Origin of the sequence: Mechercharimyces sp. CAU 1602, from assembly GCF_024753565.1 — a bacterium.
GTDB lineage: Bacteria > Bacillota > Bacilli > Thermoactinomycetales > JANTPT01 > Mechercharimyces.
The window spans coordinates 1-16,178 of sequence record NZ_JANTPT010000003.1 but is presented as its reverse complement, the minus strand read 5'-3'; the positions used below and the strand labels follow the sequence as shown (position 1 = coordinate 16,178).

Annotated in this window: 19 protein-coding genes, 1 rRNA gene and 1 other annotated feature; of the genes, 1 reads left to right on the top strand and 19 read right to left on the bottom strand. The window is 45.1% G+C overall.

Annotated features, from left to right (window positions below; translation table 11 throughout):
• Positions 1 to 67: 67 nt before the first annotated feature.
• From NXZ84_RS12545 to NXZ84_RS12505, 9 genes are all read right to left on the bottom strand, one after another.
• Positions 68 to 247, bottom strand: a complete 180-nt coding sequence (locus NXZ84_RS12545; protein WP_258840684.1) for an alpha/beta-type small acid-soluble spore protein — start codon at positions 245 to 247, stop codon at positions 68 to 70.
• Positions 248 to 324: 77 nt separating this feature from the next.
• Entirely contained in the window at positions 325 to 606 is a 282-nt protein-coding gene (gene veg / locus NXZ84_RS12540; protein WP_258840683.1) for a biofilm formation stimulator Veg, read from the bottom strand.
• A gap of 149 nt (positions 607 to 755) precedes the next feature.
• Entirely contained in the window at positions 756 to 1,229 is a 474-nt protein-coding gene (locus NXZ84_RS12535; protein ID WP_258840682.1) for a ribonuclease H-like YkuK family protein, read from the bottom strand.
• A gap of 132 nt (positions 1,230 to 1,361) precedes the next feature.
• On the bottom strand, positions 1,362 to 2,243 hold the full coding sequence (gene rsmA, locus NXZ84_RS12530) for a 16S rRNA (adenine(1518)-N(6)/adenine(1519)-N(6))-dimethyltransferase RsmA (protein ID WP_396654043.1): 882 nt from the start codon (positions 2,241 to 2,243) through the stop codon (positions 1,362 to 1,364).
• Positions 2,240 to 2,788, bottom strand: coding sequence for a ribonuclease M5 (gene rnmV, locus NXZ84_RS12525; protein WP_258840910.1), 549 nt, complete (start codon positions 2,786 to 2,788; stop codon positions 2,240 to 2,242). The genes rsmA and rnmV overlap by 4 nt, the downstream gene beginning before the upstream one ends.
• A gap of 45 nt (positions 2,789 to 2,833) precedes the next feature.
• A complete protein-coding gene (locus NXZ84_RS12520) occupies positions 2,834 to 3,604 on the bottom strand; it encodes a TatD family hydrolase (RefSeq protein ID WP_258840680.1) in 771 nt (256 codons plus the stop codon).
• Between the two features lie 39 nt (positions 3,605 to 3,643).
• The gene (gene metG, locus NXZ84_RS12515; RefSeq protein ID WP_258840679.1) at positions 3,644 to 5,638 is read right to left on the bottom strand and encodes a methionine--tRNA ligase; all 1,995 of its coding nucleotides are present in this window, start codon (positions 5,636 to 5,638) and stop codon (positions 3,644 to 3,646) included.
• A 41-nt stretch (positions 5,639 to 5,679) separates the two neighbouring features.
• Positions 5,680 to 5,931 (bottom strand) — a binding site (T-box leader).
• 104 nt (positions 5,932 to 6,035) lie between these two features.
• A complete protein-coding gene (locus NXZ84_RS12510; RefSeq protein WP_258840678.1) occupies positions 6,036 to 7,874 on the bottom strand; it encodes an ATP-binding protein in 1,839 nt (612 codons plus the stop codon).
• Between the two features lie 44 nt (positions 7,875 to 7,918).
• Entirely contained in the window at positions 7,919 to 8,878 is a 960-nt protein-coding gene (locus NXZ84_RS12505; RefSeq protein WP_258840677.1) for a DNA double-strand break repair nuclease NurA, read from the bottom strand.
• Between the two features lie 233 nt (positions 8,879 to 9,111).
• On the opposite strand from NXZ84_RS12505, the gene NXZ84_RS12500 reads away from it, so the two are divergent.
• Positions 9,112 to 9,384, top strand: coding sequence for an AbrB/MazE/SpoVT family DNA-binding domain-containing protein (locus NXZ84_RS12500; RefSeq protein ID WP_258840676.1), 273 nt, complete (start codon positions 9,112 to 9,114; stop codon positions 9,382 to 9,384).
• Between the two features lie 107 nt (positions 9,385 to 9,491).
• On the opposite strand, the gene rsmI is transcribed toward NXZ84_RS12500, so the two are convergent.
• The 10 genes from rsmI to rrf form a co-directional block, all read right to left on the bottom strand.
• A complete protein-coding gene (rsmI, locus tag NXZ84_RS12495) occupies positions 9,492 to 10,376 on the bottom strand; it encodes a 16S rRNA (cytidine(1402)-2'-O)-methyltransferase (protein ID WP_258840675.1) in 885 nt (294 codons plus the stop codon).
• Positions 10,373 to 10,651: a GIY-YIG nuclease family protein gene (locus NXZ84_RS12490; RefSeq protein ID WP_258840674.1), complete on the bottom strand. Its 279-nt coding sequence runs from the start codon at positions 10,649 to 10,651 to the stop codon at positions 10,373 to 10,375. Before NXZ84_RS12490 ends, rsmI begins: the two co-directional genes overlap by 4 nt.
• A 33-nt stretch (positions 10,652 to 10,684) precedes the next feature.
• Positions 10,685 to 11,017 (bottom strand): DNA replication initiation control protein YabA, encoded by a 333-nt coding sequence (gene yabA, locus NXZ84_RS12485; RefSeq protein ID WP_258840673.1) that lies wholly within the window; start codon positions 11,015 to 11,017, stop codon positions 10,685 to 10,687.
• A gap of 107 nt (positions 11,018 to 11,124) precedes the next feature.
• On the bottom strand, positions 11,125 to 11,922 hold the full coding sequence (locus NXZ84_RS12480; RefSeq protein ID WP_258840672.1) for a PSP1 domain-containing protein: 798 nt from the start codon (positions 11,920 to 11,922) through the stop codon (positions 11,125 to 11,127).
• Positions 11,867 to 12,907, bottom strand: coding sequence for a DNA polymerase III subunit delta' (gene holB / locus NXZ84_RS12475; RefSeq protein ID WP_258840671.1), 1,041 nt, complete (start codon positions 12,905 to 12,907; stop codon positions 11,867 to 11,869). Before holB ends, NXZ84_RS12480 begins: the two co-directional genes overlap by 56 nt.
• Before the next feature lie 20 nt (positions 12,908 to 12,927).
• On the bottom strand, positions 12,928 to 13,257 hold the full coding sequence (locus NXZ84_RS12470) for a cyclic-di-AMP receptor (RefSeq protein ID WP_258840670.1): 330 nt from the start codon (positions 13,255 to 13,257) through the stop codon (positions 12,928 to 12,930).
• Positions 13,254 to 13,904 (bottom strand): dTMP kinase, encoded by a 651-nt coding sequence (gene tmk / locus NXZ84_RS12465; protein WP_258840669.1) that lies wholly within the window; start codon positions 13,902 to 13,904, stop codon positions 13,254 to 13,256. The genes NXZ84_RS12470 and tmk overlap by 4 nt, the downstream gene beginning before the upstream one ends.
• A gap of 48 nt (positions 13,905 to 13,952) precedes the next feature.
• Positions 13,953 to 15,377, bottom strand: a complete 1,425-nt coding sequence (locus NXZ84_RS12460; protein ID WP_258840668.1) for an aminotransferase class I/II-fold pyridoxal phosphate-dependent enzyme — start codon at positions 15,375 to 15,377, stop codon at positions 13,953 to 13,955.
• 69 nt (positions 15,378 to 15,446) lie between these two features.
• The gene (locus NXZ84_RS12455) at positions 15,447 to 15,632 is read right to left on the bottom strand and encodes a sigma factor G inhibitor Gin (RefSeq protein ID WP_258840667.1); all 186 of its coding nucleotides are present in this window, start codon (positions 15,630 to 15,632) and stop codon (positions 15,447 to 15,449) included.
• Positions 15,633 to 16,062: 430 nt separating this feature from the next.
• Positions 16,063 to 16,178 (bottom strand): 5S ribosomal RNA (gene rrf, locus NXZ84_RS12450).

The window sequence follows — 16,178 nt, the reverse complement described above, 5'->3', positions numbered from 1 at the left end:
ATAAAAACTTAAGTAAGAAGGACTTAGAAGGGGTTCCCTTCTAAGTCCTCGCTCCGCAGATTAATGGTTAGTGCTGTGAATGCTGCAACCGTTCCTCAGCTAGCTGGATCGCTCGCTTTACCATATTGCCGGCATCACGTGCTTTAATCCCGCCCCAACCCTCTTGTTGGACGACATCATAAAACCCCAATTCTTTGGCTAATTCTACCTTCAAAGCCTCGGACATAACTCCTCTACTTCGTGCCAAAGAACCATCTCCTCCTTGATCTGCGGAACTACCCTTAGTATGTGTTAGAACAAAAAAAAGAACACTATAAAGTGTTCTTATTGGGTCGTCTTTATATATTTAACAGGCAGTCTCTCTTCCGCTTGTAAAACGGTCAGTTCAACGGACTCTGTTAAAATGTCTGCATAACTATAAGACACGCGCTCAAAAGCATGCTGAGCCTCATCTAGTTTAACGATGAAAACAGAAGGATAGGTTTCCTCTAGGATTCCCGTCCGTTCAATGGTCTTTCTGCGACCACTATTTGCTTTCAGGTGGATCTTCTTGCCGATGTAATGATCCAAGGTATGTTTGATCTCGGATAGCGCATTTTTGCCCATTGATCGACCACCTCACTCATATCGTAACAATTGTACCATGTAGGTAGTCATTTGTCAAACAAACCAAGATTATAACAAGGGGACAAAGATCTTGTCAACGGTTTTACTAAATTTGTCGAGCAAACCTGATGCTTGCCTATGTTTATTACTTATTTGGTAAATCTATCCGCAACAGCGCTAGCAGCGTATGCTTCTGGCTTAATTTTTGCTGTATACCCTACCGCTGTCACCCATCCTACGACATCTTGGATCAACTTTCTCGTCGGACCACGCTGACCCACATCCAAATGAATTTCTACAGGCCAATCCATCGAAAGCTGAAGTAACCCTTTTTCTTTTAATTGCTCTAAACACTCTAAGCTAAGCTCTGTCTCACGATATATCCGATAACGCAAATCCCTCACAGGTTGGTTGCGAAAACGTCTATAGTAAAATGAGGCGCCCTTGCCCACGCGGTGAATGATAATGGCTGTGACAAAGGTGGTTCCTTGTTGATTGGTTTGCGAGTCTGTTCCGATAACAACTTTATACTCTGCCGCTTGATCACTTGCTAGAAAAGCGCCAATATCCTCTACCAACTCGTCCAATGCGAATTTTCCCTTACGGGGGTGCACAAATTCCATTTGCTTCCCTCCAATGGAATGGTTCCTACCTTTCATGCAAATCATACACCTGCGAAGCAACGAAGCCTCATCTAACTTTACATAGATTCGACATCACATGTAACGATCCCTTCGACAAAAAGAAAAAGATATCTACATGCCAAAATCAGCAAGAGCGTCCGTCAAGCGCGCAAACTCAGCTAATGAGCATGTTTCTCCACGACGGTTAGGTTCTATTCCTGCCTGCTCAAGCGCAGACCTTACATCCTCTTTCGACATTTTTTTCGGAAGAGAAGTAGAAATGCTATTTAACAATGTCTTACGACGTTTAGCAAAGGCAGCTCGTACCACCTGGAAGAATAAAGATTCGTCTATCACGTCCACTGCTGGTTTCCCTCTAACTTCCAACTGAATAACAGCAGAATCCACATCCGGCCGCGGTACAAACACGTGATTCGGTACTTTGGTCACCCAATGCGGGATAGCATAATATTGGACAGCAATGGATAACATACCATAATCCTTCCCACCTGGATCTGCCATTATTCGTTCTGCTACCTCTTTTTGAATCATAATTACAATCCGCTCTAGTGGAAGTCCTCCCTCCAGCAGGCGCATAATCAAAGGGGAGGTAATGTAGTAGGGAAGATTGGCAACTACACAATAGCGCTCTGCTGAAGCCATATGTTCCTTTACGATCGATTGCAAATCGAGTTGCAAGGCATCCCCCTCGACAATATGAACATGCCCTGTGGTAGCGAATTGATCCTCTAATACCGGAATTAGACGGGAATCCGTTTCAATCGCTGTTACCCAACCCGCCTCTTCTGCAATGCGTTCTGTCAAAGCTCCGATACCAGGTCCTATTTCAAGTACACCTGTCTGACGATCAAGAGAAGCCGCCTCCACAATCCGATCGAGCACCCAATCTTCTGTGATGAAATTTTGTCCTAAACTTCTCTTTAAACGGAGATTGTGCTTTTTTAATAGTTCGCGCGTGCGCCTTGTGACCGTTCTTTCTTCCATTCTATTCAACCTTCCCTCACTTGATGTAGGGCTTGCGCCCACTCATCCCTCTGTATACGAAATAAATGCAATCGCCGATAAAACTGTTTGGCATTGCCATATCCGATTCCTAATAACTGTCCCATCTTCTCTCTCAATTGCCGCGCTTCCGCTCCACCCACCATTCCAGCATCGATAAACTCAGCCCAAGTAATATCCGAATTGGGCAAAGTGGTATCCAGCTCTGACCTCACATCCTGTAACGCCGCACGTATCGCCGTAGGGCTGGCGTGCTCCACCCCAATCTTTCCTTTTCCACGCGCCTGATTCCTTGGTAAAAATGCATGCTTACACCCAGGAACTTTATCGGCCAGGATACGGCGAATTCGTTCCCCGGCCCCATCAGGATCGGTAAAAAGAATCACACCTCGCGTCTTCTGTGCCTTCTTCACTCGGGCAATCACTTCCTCACCTAGCGCCGAACCCCTCGTTTCAATGGTATCCGCACAAACAGCTCGCTCGATAGCGACGCGGTCATTCATCCCTTCTACCACAATTACTTCTTCAACCTTCATCATTTGATCCATCATCGTCCCCACTTTGTTTACGATCAGCTTCTCTTACGAGAGCCGAAATAGACGGCAAGCATTCTCGTACGTCGCTTGCTGAAGTTGTTCTACACTCAGTCCACGAATTTCGGCAATGGCTTCCGCGACTAATCCAACATAAGCAGATTCGTTTCGCTTTCCGCGAAAAGGATGGGGAGCAAGGTAAGGGCAATCCGTCTCCACCACCAGGCGGTCGAGTGGAACCATAGCTGCAATCTCTTTCGGGAGGGTAGCGTTTTTAAAAGTAACAGGTCCCCCTAACCCAATATAAAAGTTAAGTTCGAGGCATTGTTTAGCGATCGTTTGATCACCACCAAAACAGTGCATCACCCCTCCTACCTCATCTGCTTTTTCCTCACGCAAGATGCGCACCACATCTTCATGCGCATCGCGATCATGAATAATAATCGGCAGATCTACTTCCTTTGCTAAACGGATCTGTTTTCGAAATAGTTCCTCTTGTACAGCCCGTGGAACAGTATCCCAATAGTAGTCCAATCCCATCTCCCCTATGGCGACCACCTTAGGATGATCTGCCAAGGAAGCGATCCAGCGCAAATCTTCGTCAGTACAGTTGGCTGCATCCACAGGATGCCAACCAACTGCTGCATAAATAAACTCATATGTTTCTGCCAACTCGAGGGTGGGCGGAATTGTTTCACGATTAAAACCCACATTGACGATGCGCGCAACCCCCTTCTCTTCATGAGCGCGTCTGATCGTTTCCTCACGATCCTCAGCAAACTTCTCATCATTCAGATGGGCATGACTATCAAATAACATCGCCCGTTTCCTCCCTTCATTTTGACTTCTCTCTCTACATTACTTTACAACGGTACCGCTCGGAATCTCTCCGCTGACAGTCGCCAACTTCAACTTGCCATCCGCCTTAGCCGCCAATACCATTCCTTCGGAGCGAACACCGCGAAGTTTGACAGGTTTCAAATTGGTTACACATAACACCTTCTGCCCGATCAGTTCAGTCGGTGTATAATACTCGGCTATTCCGGAAACCACTTGTCTCTCATCTGTTCCTAGATCCAACTTCAGCACTAACAAGCGATCTGCCCCTTTAACTGGTTCAGCCTCCATTACTTCTGCTACACGCATCTCCACTTGGCTAAACTGGTCAAAGGTAATATATCCTACCCCTTCTTCATTTGTTGATACCTGCTGCTGCTTTTGCTGTTGTTCCTGTTTGTTTCCTGGTGAATCCACTTCTTTTTGTCCCATCTGTTCTGCAATCCACTTCACTTCGTCTTCTACATCCAATCGCGGAAAAATGGGCTCTCCTTTATTTGTTTTCGTCCCTGCAGGCAGTCCACCATATGACCCTAAGCTTATCCAACTCGTCGCAGTTGTTCCGCTGGCTAGTCCTAATTGTTCCCATATTTTTGCTGGAGTGCGGGTAAGGAATGGTTGAATTAGCACACTTGCAATACGTAAGTTTTCTAATAAGTGATACAGAACAGAGCCGAGCACTTCTTTCTTGTCTTCATCTTTTGCCAACACCCACGGCATTGTTTTCTCGATATAACGGTTTGTACCACGTACCATTTCCCATATAGATGTAAGAGCTACAGAAAACTTCATTTCCTCTAAAGCTGTTTCCACTTTGGCTACCGTCGCTTGCGCCAACTCCTCAAGTTCTTTGTCATGCTCCGTCGCTTGTGGTAAATAGGCAGGAACCACTCCATCATTATATTTTTGCACCATTGTCAGGGTTCGATGTAATAAGTTGCCCAGATCATTAGCCAAATCAGCATTTACCCGTTCTACAAACGCTTCTGGGGTAAACGTTCCATCCGAACCAAAAGGAATCTCCCGCAGTAAGTAGTACCGTAGCGCATCCAGGCCAAAATGATCAATCAATGGTACTGGATCGACCACATTCCCTTTCGATTTAGACATTTTCCCACCCTTTAGTTGAAGAAAACCATGGGCAAAGATCTTCTGCGGTAGTGGCAGATCAAGTGCCATCAACATGATGGGCCAATAGATCGTATGGAAGCGGACAATCTCTTTTCCTACCAGATGAACATTAGCAGGCCAATACTTCTGAAATTTCTCCTTCTTCTCCACATCCTCAGCTGAATAACCAATCGCTGAAATATAGTTAGTCAACGCATCAATCCACACATACATCACATGCTTTGGATCATTTGGCACGGGAATCCCCCACTCAAACGTCGTGCGAGATATACATAGATCCTCTAGTCCAGGCTCAATAAAGTTGCGGATCATTTCATTCTTGCGTGATTCGGGCTGAATAAAATCAGGATGCTGTTTATAGTGTGCCAGTAAGCGATCCACATACTTGTTCATGCGGAAAAAGTAACTTTGCTCCCGCACTTTTTCAACTTCACGCCCACAATCAGGACAGTTTCCGTCTACTAGCTGTCGTTCAGTCCAAAATGATTCGCACGGCGTGCAATACAGTCCCTCATATTCGCTGAGGTAGATATCTCCTTGATCTAATAGTTTCTGAAATATTTTTTGTACAACCACCCGATGTCGATCTTGCGTTGTACGGATAAAATCATCGTATGAGATATCAAGTTTCTCCCATAGGGATCTGATCCCCGCTACAATCTCATCAACAAACTGTTGAGGGGCCAGTCCCTTTTCCCTCGCCCGCCGCTCAATCTTTTGTCCGTGCTCATCCGTCCCGGTTAAATACATCACATCATATCCACGCAACCTTTTATAGCGTGCCATCGCATCACCCGCCACCGTTGTATAGGCATGGCCGATATGCAAATTATCGCTCGGATAATAGATCGGAGTTGTAATATAGAAGCTTTTCTTTTCATTCATTTTTCGTTTCTCTCCTTTCGAAAATCAAAAAAACCCCTTGCCAATGGGGCGAGAGGTTGACTCGCGGTACCACCCAATTTCGACATCCCTCTTCACAGAGGTGTCCTCCACCAGTGTCCACACTGACCTGATAACGCTAGGTAGCGTTTATCTTTACTCACCCTAACTCATAAGGCTTCAAGATAAATCTCAGGGGCCATATTCACCATATGTCCCTATACCGGTTCGCACCCAAACCCGGCTCTCTGCTCATAGCAAGACATATCGCTACTCTTCCCCGTCAGCAATCAAATAGATTATTTCCCAGGAAACTATCCTTAGAAACTTTTCGGTTTGTCTATCATTATACCCAACTCGTACAAGAAACCACAAGTAAAAAGGGGAAAGTTCCCCCATCTTACTCTTTGCGATCATAGCGAGTCGCTAATGGTGATGAAATCTTCGTTAACCGCCCATTGTTCACCATCTTTTCTAGCTCATCTTTTAAGCGTGATACTTCCCAAGACAAGCCACACTCTCGATTAACATGTTGTGATACAGCCAGTAAGTCCGTATCAAAAATAGGCAACTTCTGTGCTATCGCATCCAGGACACTCTCATCTTCCTTCTCTTTGAGAGCGAACAACTCATCAAACGGATTGCTCTGATGAGGGCTATCAGAAAAAGCAGCCCGGATACGAATAAATAGGGTACGCCCAAAGATCGCTGAAGAGACAAACGCATCACCCGAACGTAAGTAAGGAAGACGCTTCCCCTCTTCGGGAGTTAAGTCTGTTTCTTCTCTCAGTGTAGCGATATCAGTGCCCCGCACGGTACGAAAAACAAACTTCGTATTAAGCTGTGCTGTAATCGTCTCATCCAATAACGTGGGCCGCTGTGTTGCCAATACAAGAAAAACGCCGTATTTCCTTCCCTCTTGTGCGATCTCTTTCATAATCGATTTAGCAGGTGAATCAAATCCCTTGGGTGCAAAGTTGTGTGCTTCATCGGTTACCGTGAGAAAGGGTGGGAAAAATGAACCTTCATCCCCATTAAGACGCGCATCTTGATATTCACGACGCTTACGGTATAGTGTTCCCATCACATAAGTGGAGAAAACTTGAATAATCCAAGTCGCTCCCTGCACAACGACTAACTTCCCTTGAGTTAATGCTTGCTCAATCACACGAATATCCTGTTGGAAGAGACCCGCTTTATCCAGACGCTTCAAGCGCCATAGTACCCCTTTTACTGACGAGGGGGGAAGGCTGTTATAGCGATTAAACAGTTCCTTCAATTCCTTTACTTGCTCCACTCCAGCTGGCGTAATATCATCCGCTTTCAACCTTTTATCCAGTCCCTTCCCTTCTTCCAACGCTTGCGCTACGTTTTGGAGGCGATCGTGGAAAGAATGAAAAGAGTCACGGCGACGATGAAGTGTCTGGGCCACGTTAACCATGGACTCGGTCAAATGGCCTCCTGCCGCTCCTAATAGATCCGTCACATCACGTGTAGTCAGGGCTGAGAAATCAATCCCCACATGCTTTCCCACCTCTACGGCCGTCCACTTCCCAGCAAAAGATGGCGCTTTCTCTTTTAATGCTTCACTCACTTGTGCAAACGACATTTCAAAATGAGGATCAAAGACAAGAGTGGGAATCGTCAACTTCATCATCTCTTCTAACATCACCCTGAGCCCAAATGATTTACCAGAGCCCGACCCTCCAAAGATACCGATATGAGGATATTGCTGCATTGCCCTAATATCTAGGATAAAAGGTACCCCCGCTTGTTTTCTCATCCCACTTTCCTCTAACAGATACACATGATCTCGCAAAGATGAGTCCAGCGTAGCAGCCAATGTACCCGTGCTTTGAATCTCACCTAGCACCCCACCTGCTTGCGGTTCCACTTTAACCAGGAGGTGACGAACCTCATCAAAGTGGGGAGCACGCACTTGGCATCCAGTACGTACTGGATGTGGTGCCTCCACAAACAGACGCATCTTTGCCATATTAATCTCATCTGATCCAATATCATATCCAATCTGTTCGAGTGACTGTATCACTTGAGCATCAACCATAGAACGATCTAGCCCCATCGGAATGAACCGATTATAAGACATCGTCTCAACCACTTCCCCCTGTGGATTGCCTAGTACATCATCCTGGAGGACAAGGATCTCATTAATACGAAACTTACGATCTCGGGAAACAATATATACTTCTTGTTGCGTTGTCACGCCCACTACTTGCATGATGCTACCCCCTCTACCTTATACTTCTATATGAAAGCTTCAGTTTAGATCACTCGATCAGCGCGTTTAGACAAAAACAGACGATGGCGCAGAGCAGGGTCAATATACTGCTCAATCATGGCGTGTAGTAGTTGATTGGTCACCCTTACTTCACTATCTACAATATCTAGCCATAGCGGAATCCCTCTCCCCTGTTCCGGGGTTAATGTGTAGAGTAAATCCATCAACTCCTGTTGTTGTGCCTGCTGCTCTATCAGTCCATCCACTCCAATCGGCTGAGGACTCAAGGATGATCGGAAGGCCACTTTCCACATTCCTTCACCCATAGAAGTATAATGTTTGCTTTCAAAACCCTCTCCCATCATTAATCTACCATATAAAAATTCTCGATCTGACCGTCCTGGATGTTTGGGATAAAGCTTCTGTGCTATTCCTCGCGTTCCGATCTCTTCTGAAACACCGATTAGCAAAACACCCTGTTCCAGAGCAACCTTTCGCACTTCTTGCCACTTATGCCAGTCATCCATTTGAAAGTGAAGCAACGAGCCATCCATCATCATCACTTTAGGGCGATAAGTAATCATCGCCTTTTTGGCTACATCCAATTCTAATCCTGATAGTTGTGCTCCCCGTTTCCTGGCCTCACGCGCCAACATCCCCCCTTCTTCTTGCTCCTCCTCCGCTGCCAACAGCGGGGTATACACATCTGCACCCCATTCCTCTTCTCCCGTTGTTCCTTTTGCCAATGCTTGGAACAAGGAGAGGTTGTGTGGGTGAGGTCCTGTAGTCGAGTTGACTGATCCGTCCACACCCATAATGCTTGTCCCATCCAACCATGCGGTTAACTCAGCATCACTCCACTTGCGCACGGTAAAAAACGAGCCTAAAGCAGCTAGCTTTCCTCGTATCAAACTTGACTCAGCCTCAGGTTCATCGAATATATGCCTCAACTCCAGGTTAACTTCACGTAATCGATGTTTTAAGTTCTCAGAAACGGGAAACATCGTACTAACCCCTCCTTTTCCTACTATTTTCTACTGCTAGTATATAAAGCCTAATCCTCCATTAACGACTCTAGGATAAAAATTACTAGAAAAGTTACCTCTAAACATATTGACGATTATGGTAAACGCTGGTATGATTAATTTAACGCTGTTCCTGTCGAATTTTGACGGTAGAATACAGCGAATCGAGACCAAAACATAGAGATATACACAATCGAGAGGAGATTGACATTATGCTTAAATCAACCGGTATTGTTAGAAAAGTGGACGAGCTCGGCCGTGTGGTTATTCCAATCGAATTGCGCCGCACTCTCGGAATTGGTGAAAAAGACGCCCTTGAAATTTACGTTGACGGAGAGCGTATCGTACTGAAAAAGTATGAGCCAGCCTGTATCTTCTCTGGCGAAGTAGATGAAACCATCCGTTACAAAAACAAAGTAGTTAGCAAACAAGCTGTCGAAGAAATGTACAATCTGATCAAAGACGAGAGTGTAACGAACGGATAACTTTTTATATACTCTTTCTTTTACGAAAACATATATCACTCCAACCGCTCTGATTGGAGCTTCATTTACTTCTTAAGCGCACCCCCTCAACCAGGTGCGCTTTTATTTTACTCTTCTTCCTCCACATGATACACCTGGTATACCTCACGTTTACTCAGGTCTCTTTCTTTAGCAACCGCCTTAATCGCTTCCTTACTATTCCTACCACGACGAATGAACCAATTCACATGCTCTTCTACTGTTAATTGTCTCCACCACTTCTTATCTCTCTCTTCTTCTCCCCTTGCTTCTTCCCTTAATCCTTCCACAACAATCGTATATTCACCGCGCGCCTCATGTTCCTGTAACCACGTGAGCGACTCACTTACTGACCCACGCAACCACTCCTCATGCTTTTTTGTCAATTCACGTGCTAGCACTATCTGACGATCTCCCAATGTGCTCTTAGTATCTTGTAACATCGCTTTCACCCGATGTGGCGATTCATACATTACCAACGTCGCTTCCACCTGTCGCCACTTCTGAAGCTCGCGTTTTCGTTCCTGAGACTTACGCGGTAAAAAACCCAGAAACAGAAAAGGTTGGGGTGATAATCCCGAGCCAACTAATGCCGCCAAAGCTGCATTCGCACCTGGGATTGGCACTACAGCGATCCCTTCTGCTATTGCTCTTTTCACTAACTCCGCACCTGGATCGGAGATGGCTGGCATCCCAGCATCGCTTACAATCGCCACCGACTCCCCTCGGTGGAGTCGTTCAAGAATCTCTAGCTCTCGCTCTACCCTACTATGCTCATGGTAACTGATCAATGGAGTAGAAAAAGAAAAGTGCGTTAGCAGTTTTCGTGTATGCCTCGTATCTTCTGCTGCAATACAGTCTACCTCTGCAAGGGTCTTACGTGCCCTTTCCGTCATATCGTCAAGGTTTCCAATCGGTGTTCCTACTATGTAAAGCACACCACGGTTATACTCACTATTCTTTTGAAGCTTCATTCTCCTAACACCGTTCCTTCATACGCTGCGATCAACTTCAATTTCTCTGTTCGCCGCAGCCGCTTAATCACTTGCTCCCGCCTCAATGCTTTCGAATGAGTTAGCCCCATCTCCACATAACGAACAGTCAGTGGATTTCTACCACGAGTATATTTTGCCCCTTTACCCGCGCGATGTTCTGCTAACCTTTTTTCCAATTGTTTCGTAATACCTGTATATAAACTGCCATCTCCACATTGCACCATGTATACTACGTAATCCTCATGATCACTCATATGTCACCTCATGAGAAATAGCCGGTTTCCCGGCTATTTGTTTAAAAATGCTAGACAAAAAAGACAATCCTCTTCCGCTCTCATATTGCCATAATGTACATTACAGATATGAAAGCCTTCATTGTATAGCTTTGCTAAGTTGTCATATCCTTCTCCAGTCTTTTCTTCTAATAAAACCTCACTGGAGTCGATCCCCGGATGCTCCTCTTTCAGCTGATCACGAAGATGTTGATTCTCCATTTGCAAGCGTGTATTCTCTTCAAGCAATTGGACAATCTGTTCTTTCAAACTGCCTAGTTGACTATAAAGTCCCCCAAGCTGATCCTCAATTTGGGTTACTCGCGTAAATAGCTCTTTCTTATCCACGCCCCCACCTCGATCACCTACATATATAATAACGGAAACTCATTAATCTCCTGTGAGCAACCCCTACAGCAGCAATGAAGTCAAGGAGACGCCGACCTCATGATGAACTATAATTGCACTTCATCTGCTGAGTGTTCGACTGTCTGCCCTGATTCCGCTAATTCCACTTGAACTCTTCGTTCTAATAGATTGAGCACGACTACTTTCCCCTCCCCGTTCGGTGTAGACACTTTCTCACCAATATCGGGGAGCTTTTTCTTCGCTTCCACATAAGCCTCATTTTCAAACTTGAGGCAACACATCAGGCGACCGCATAACCCTGATATCTTTGTGGGGTTGAGAGATAAATTTTGATCTTTTGCCATTTTAATCGATACAGGCTCAAAATCACCTAAAAAAGATGAACAGCAGAGGACACGACCACAAGGACCGATTCCACCTAACATCTTTGCTTCATCACGCACACCAATCTGCCTTAATTCAATCCGCGTTCGGAAGATAGTAGCCAAGTCTCGCACGAGCTGACGAAAATCAACACGCCCATCAGCAGTAAAGTAGAAAATAACTTTATTGCGATCAAATGTATATTCTGCATCAACCAGCTTCATATCCAAGTGATGCTCATCCACTTTCTCTTTACAAATGGATAGTGCCTTAATAGCGGCACCCTCATTGCTTTCCATTTGCTGATAATCATGTGTGTTCGCTTTGCGTATGATTTTTCTTAAAGGCAAAACGACTTCGTCTTCGTGCATATATTGTTTACCTAAAACCACTTCACCGTATTCGATCCCACGCACCGTTTCTACAATCACATGATCGCCTTTAGAAAGAAGATGCTCTCCGGGATCAAAATAGTAGATCTTTCCTGCTTCGCGAAAGCGGACGCCTACGACTTCTAACATCTAATGATCCCTCCTGCATAGCCAGCACCATGTACTCCAAAATCGACTGGGATGGTACGGGTCCCATCAATTGCTGCCGGGCCAACAGGATATTCTCCATAGCTTGTGCCACTTTATGCGGTGTCCAGTATTTTGCTTGACGCCTCCGTTCTTCTTCCCATGAGAAAAACACAAGGTGCTCCGTGCGTCCCAACTGTTGATTTAGAATTTCTCTAAACCACAAAAATAGGATATCGAGCATCCACAAGGTTTCTTTCTCATCGGTCATTGCGGAGAGAAGCTTTGTCGTAATCTCTATGAGTGCTTCATTCTTACCAGCAAATACTTTCTCACTCCATTGTATCACCAGCTCACAAAAAAGATCAAACGATTCCAGCTGACTAAGTTGAAGAGCCGTCTCTATTTGTACATCCATCTGCGCCAAAATCAAACATTTTTGCTCTGTAACACCTAATTTTAGTAGCTGCTTCTTGCGCTGAAGCGGATGAACCGTAACAAAGCGCACCGGTTGGCACCGTGAGTAAATGGTAGGTAGCATTCCGTGAAGATGATCAGTGATAAGGATCGCCACCATCGGCGTGATCGGTTCTTCTAAAAATTTTAATAAGCTATTTGCTGCCTGCAAAGTCATCGTTTCCGCGTGTCTAATGATCAAGATGCGAGTAAATCCTTCCGTCGCTCTTCGTGAGAATTCCTGCTTTAACTGCCGCACCTGCCCTATTTTAATAGTGGTGCCATCTGGCTCTAGCTCCCGAACATCTGGATGATTTCTATGCTCAATTTGACGGCATGTTCGACACTGGTCACAGGCATCTATCTCTTCTTCTTCGCAGTTAAGAGCTTTAGCAAAATTCCATGCTACTAACTCCTTCTCTGCTCCTTCTGGTCCTGAAAAACAGTAGGCATGTGATATACGCTTGTTTTTTAACCCATATTGCAATTGTTTCACTACCTGATCTTGACCCTTTATATTATCAAATGACATCATCTAATCCTCACTTACCATTAAAACTGCTTAAACTGCTCAATAGGAAGGACAAAAACGGTTGCTCCTCCCACTTCCACCTCAACTGGAAAAGGGACGTACCCTTCTGCATTTGTACTAAATGGAGAGACGGGAGACATCATCTGCTGACGAGCCTGACAGTTTTTTTCAATCAGCGCCAGCACCGACCCCACTTTCTCCTCTTCAATCCCGATCATAAAAGTCGTATTGCCTTCTCGTAAGAAACCACCTGAAGTAGCTAGCTTGGTGACACGGATGTTTTCTTTAATCAGTTCTTTTAATAGTCGCTGACTATCTTTATCTTGTACGATTGCAATAATTAGTTTCATCTGTCACCCTCCTCTGCTTCTAATTGCTGGTGAAGCCTTACTAAATCAGTCCAAATCGAGTTAGTTACGTCTTCTACTGGCAGTTTCCCAGATAAAATTTGATAACGTTTGGGTTCATGTTGTGCCATATATAAAAACCCGTGGCGTACACGCTCATGAAACGCCTTCTCTCTTTGTTCGATTCGATCGCTCGCATTTCCTCTTTGCACCAGACGTTCTTCACTCTCTTCTGCTGTCACATCTAATAAATAGGTACGCTGAGGAAGTAATCCCCCAGTAGCCATCATGTTTACTGTACGCACTTCACTCAAATTACATTGTAATCCATACCCCTGGTACGCGATGCTTGAATCGAGGTAACGATCACATAAAACGATTTCACCGCGCTCTAAGGCAGGTTGAATCACCTGTTCTACCAACTGTGCACGTGAGGCCGCATACAACAATATTTCTGTGCGAGCCGCCATTTCCCCTGACTCCGGATCAAGTAATAACCTTCGAATGCGGTCGCCCAATGCGGTTCCTCCAGGCTCTCTCGTCACTGTACAGGTCCATCCCTGTTTGCAAATACGTTCATATAAGCGCGAAATCTGTGTTGATTTCCCTGCTCCTTCCGGACCTTCTAATGTTATAAATAATCCCGACACGAATCTGTCCCCCTGAAAATCACCACTTACTTTCCTGATCATCTGCTCTTATTTTACCACGTCAATCAAAGGAGTAGAAACGGAGGTAAGTCCCCGCACTTGCCCCCCTGCTTGCAAGATATCCACCAGATAATCTACCATTTCTACTGATATCTCCTCTCCCGGCAACAGCACGGGAATCCCCGGAGGATAAGGAATCACAGTCTCAGCTGCAACTCTACCGCTGGCTTTTATTAACGCTATTTTTTCTGTAGGAGCTTTTGTAAGTTGATCTAATGGGAGAGCGGCTGTATTCTTCAGTGTAGGGCACTTCCTCTGTTGCCGTTTCATACTATTTTTTTGCACTATCGAATCTATCTCTAATAACGATTTCCATAATAGATCCAACTCTTCTGCCAATGTAGCCGCTGAACAAACGATAAGAACACGCATAGGATCCGCCAGCTCACAGTAGCAACCTCTTTCTTCCAAAAGCTGTGCTAAGGCGTAACCTGTTACACCTGTAGTTGTTTCTAATAATAATTTAAAGGGATCACGCGGATATGGCTTACTCGTCTCTCTCAAATAGGAGAGCTTACTAAGCTTTGTACGCAGCTGCGTCAATAAGCCTATCACACGCTCTAACTCCGTCTCCCCCCTTTCTACCATCCAACGACGAGCCAAATCCAATGACGCCATCAAAGGATATGAGGGACTGCTTGATTGTATAATGCGTAGCCATCGTTGTATCTCCTGTGGAGAAACTCGATTTGAACCCAGATGTAACATAGAGCTCATCGTCATAGCGGGTAGCATCTTGTGTGTCGACTGTACCACTACATCGGCTCCGCACTGTACAGCAGACAGAGGCAATTCTTTATGGAAAGGAAAGTGTGCACCATGAGCCTCATCCACCAGCAACAACAGCTGCTTCTGTCGACACCAAATCGCCACTTCCTCTACCTTTTCATACATTCCATTGTAATGAGGAGAAGTAAGGAGTAATCCTTTGACGTCAGGATATTCTGTGTACACTACCTCTAACTGCTCTACCTCTATTGGCGCACAAAGTCCTGTTCCCTCATCAATTTCTGCCCCTATATAAATAGGACGCACCCCTGCCAGTATACACGCATGAAAAACGGATTGGTGCGCATTACGAGGAACAAGTAATTGATCCCCTCGCTGCATTGTACACAAAATTGCTGCCAAGTTCCCTGCCGTACTCCCTCCTACCAAAAAGAAAGTATGCTTCGCTCCAAAAGCAGATGCTGCTAACTGCTGTGATTCCGCAATCACACCCGCAGGATGGTGTAAGTCATCCAAATGCGGAAGTTCAGTCATATCCAAAGCTAAGAGCGGGGCAAAGTACTTTTCCCCCTCCAGGTCATATGCTTGTCCCTCCTTATGACCTGGTACGTGAAAATTCCCCTTTTCAGCGCGTTCTGCATGAGTACATAACGCTGTAAATAATGGTGCTCTCTTCTGCTCCATCTATCCCCATCCCCTTCATATCTTCACTTCTCTTTTAAAAGGCAAAGAAAAAGGGATCAATTTGATCCCTTATGCATCTTTTAACCATATTTTTTTCAGCTGTTGGACATAATACGAATACTTCTGATCTGTCACTGCTGTTTGCACAAGTTCTCGTTCACACGCTTCACAAATAAATTCATCCAATACTAGTAAGCCGTCATCCCGCCGTTGGTCACAGATAATGCAATATGAGGTTTCTCCTAAATGGCTCAATCGAAATCCGCCCTTTTCACCTTTTTATAATCATTATCTCCGCTAGTCAAGGGGGGCATACCTTAAAACAAGCAATATGTCAAACCGTTATCACTCACTCTATGCGCCAGTATATCACAGAAGCCAATAAATTGTTCATATTCGGTGTTTTTTCATAAAGGGTGGTTAATAATTTATATGCAATAATTACATCGGCTTTCCCCAGATCAAAAAACGATCCTCATATTTCTTTTCTATCTCAATCTTTTTCAGATGGTGGTGACTTTCTTGCAAAGCACTGATTCACTCATTCAGTTCCTGTTATGGTTTTTCATCCCTAGTTTAGCGCTCATCCGCGCTCTGCTATGTTTATTTTATTTAGTAAATCAGAAGCAGACAAACAAACAAAGCCCTCACTTCGATTAAAGTGAGGGCTTTGTTTGTTTATGTAGCCTGGCGACGACCTACTCTTCCAGGGACCTGCGTCCCAAGTACCATCGGCGCGGGAGGGCTTAACGATCGTGTTCGGTATGGGAACGAGTGGTTCCCCTCCGCTATAGCCACCAG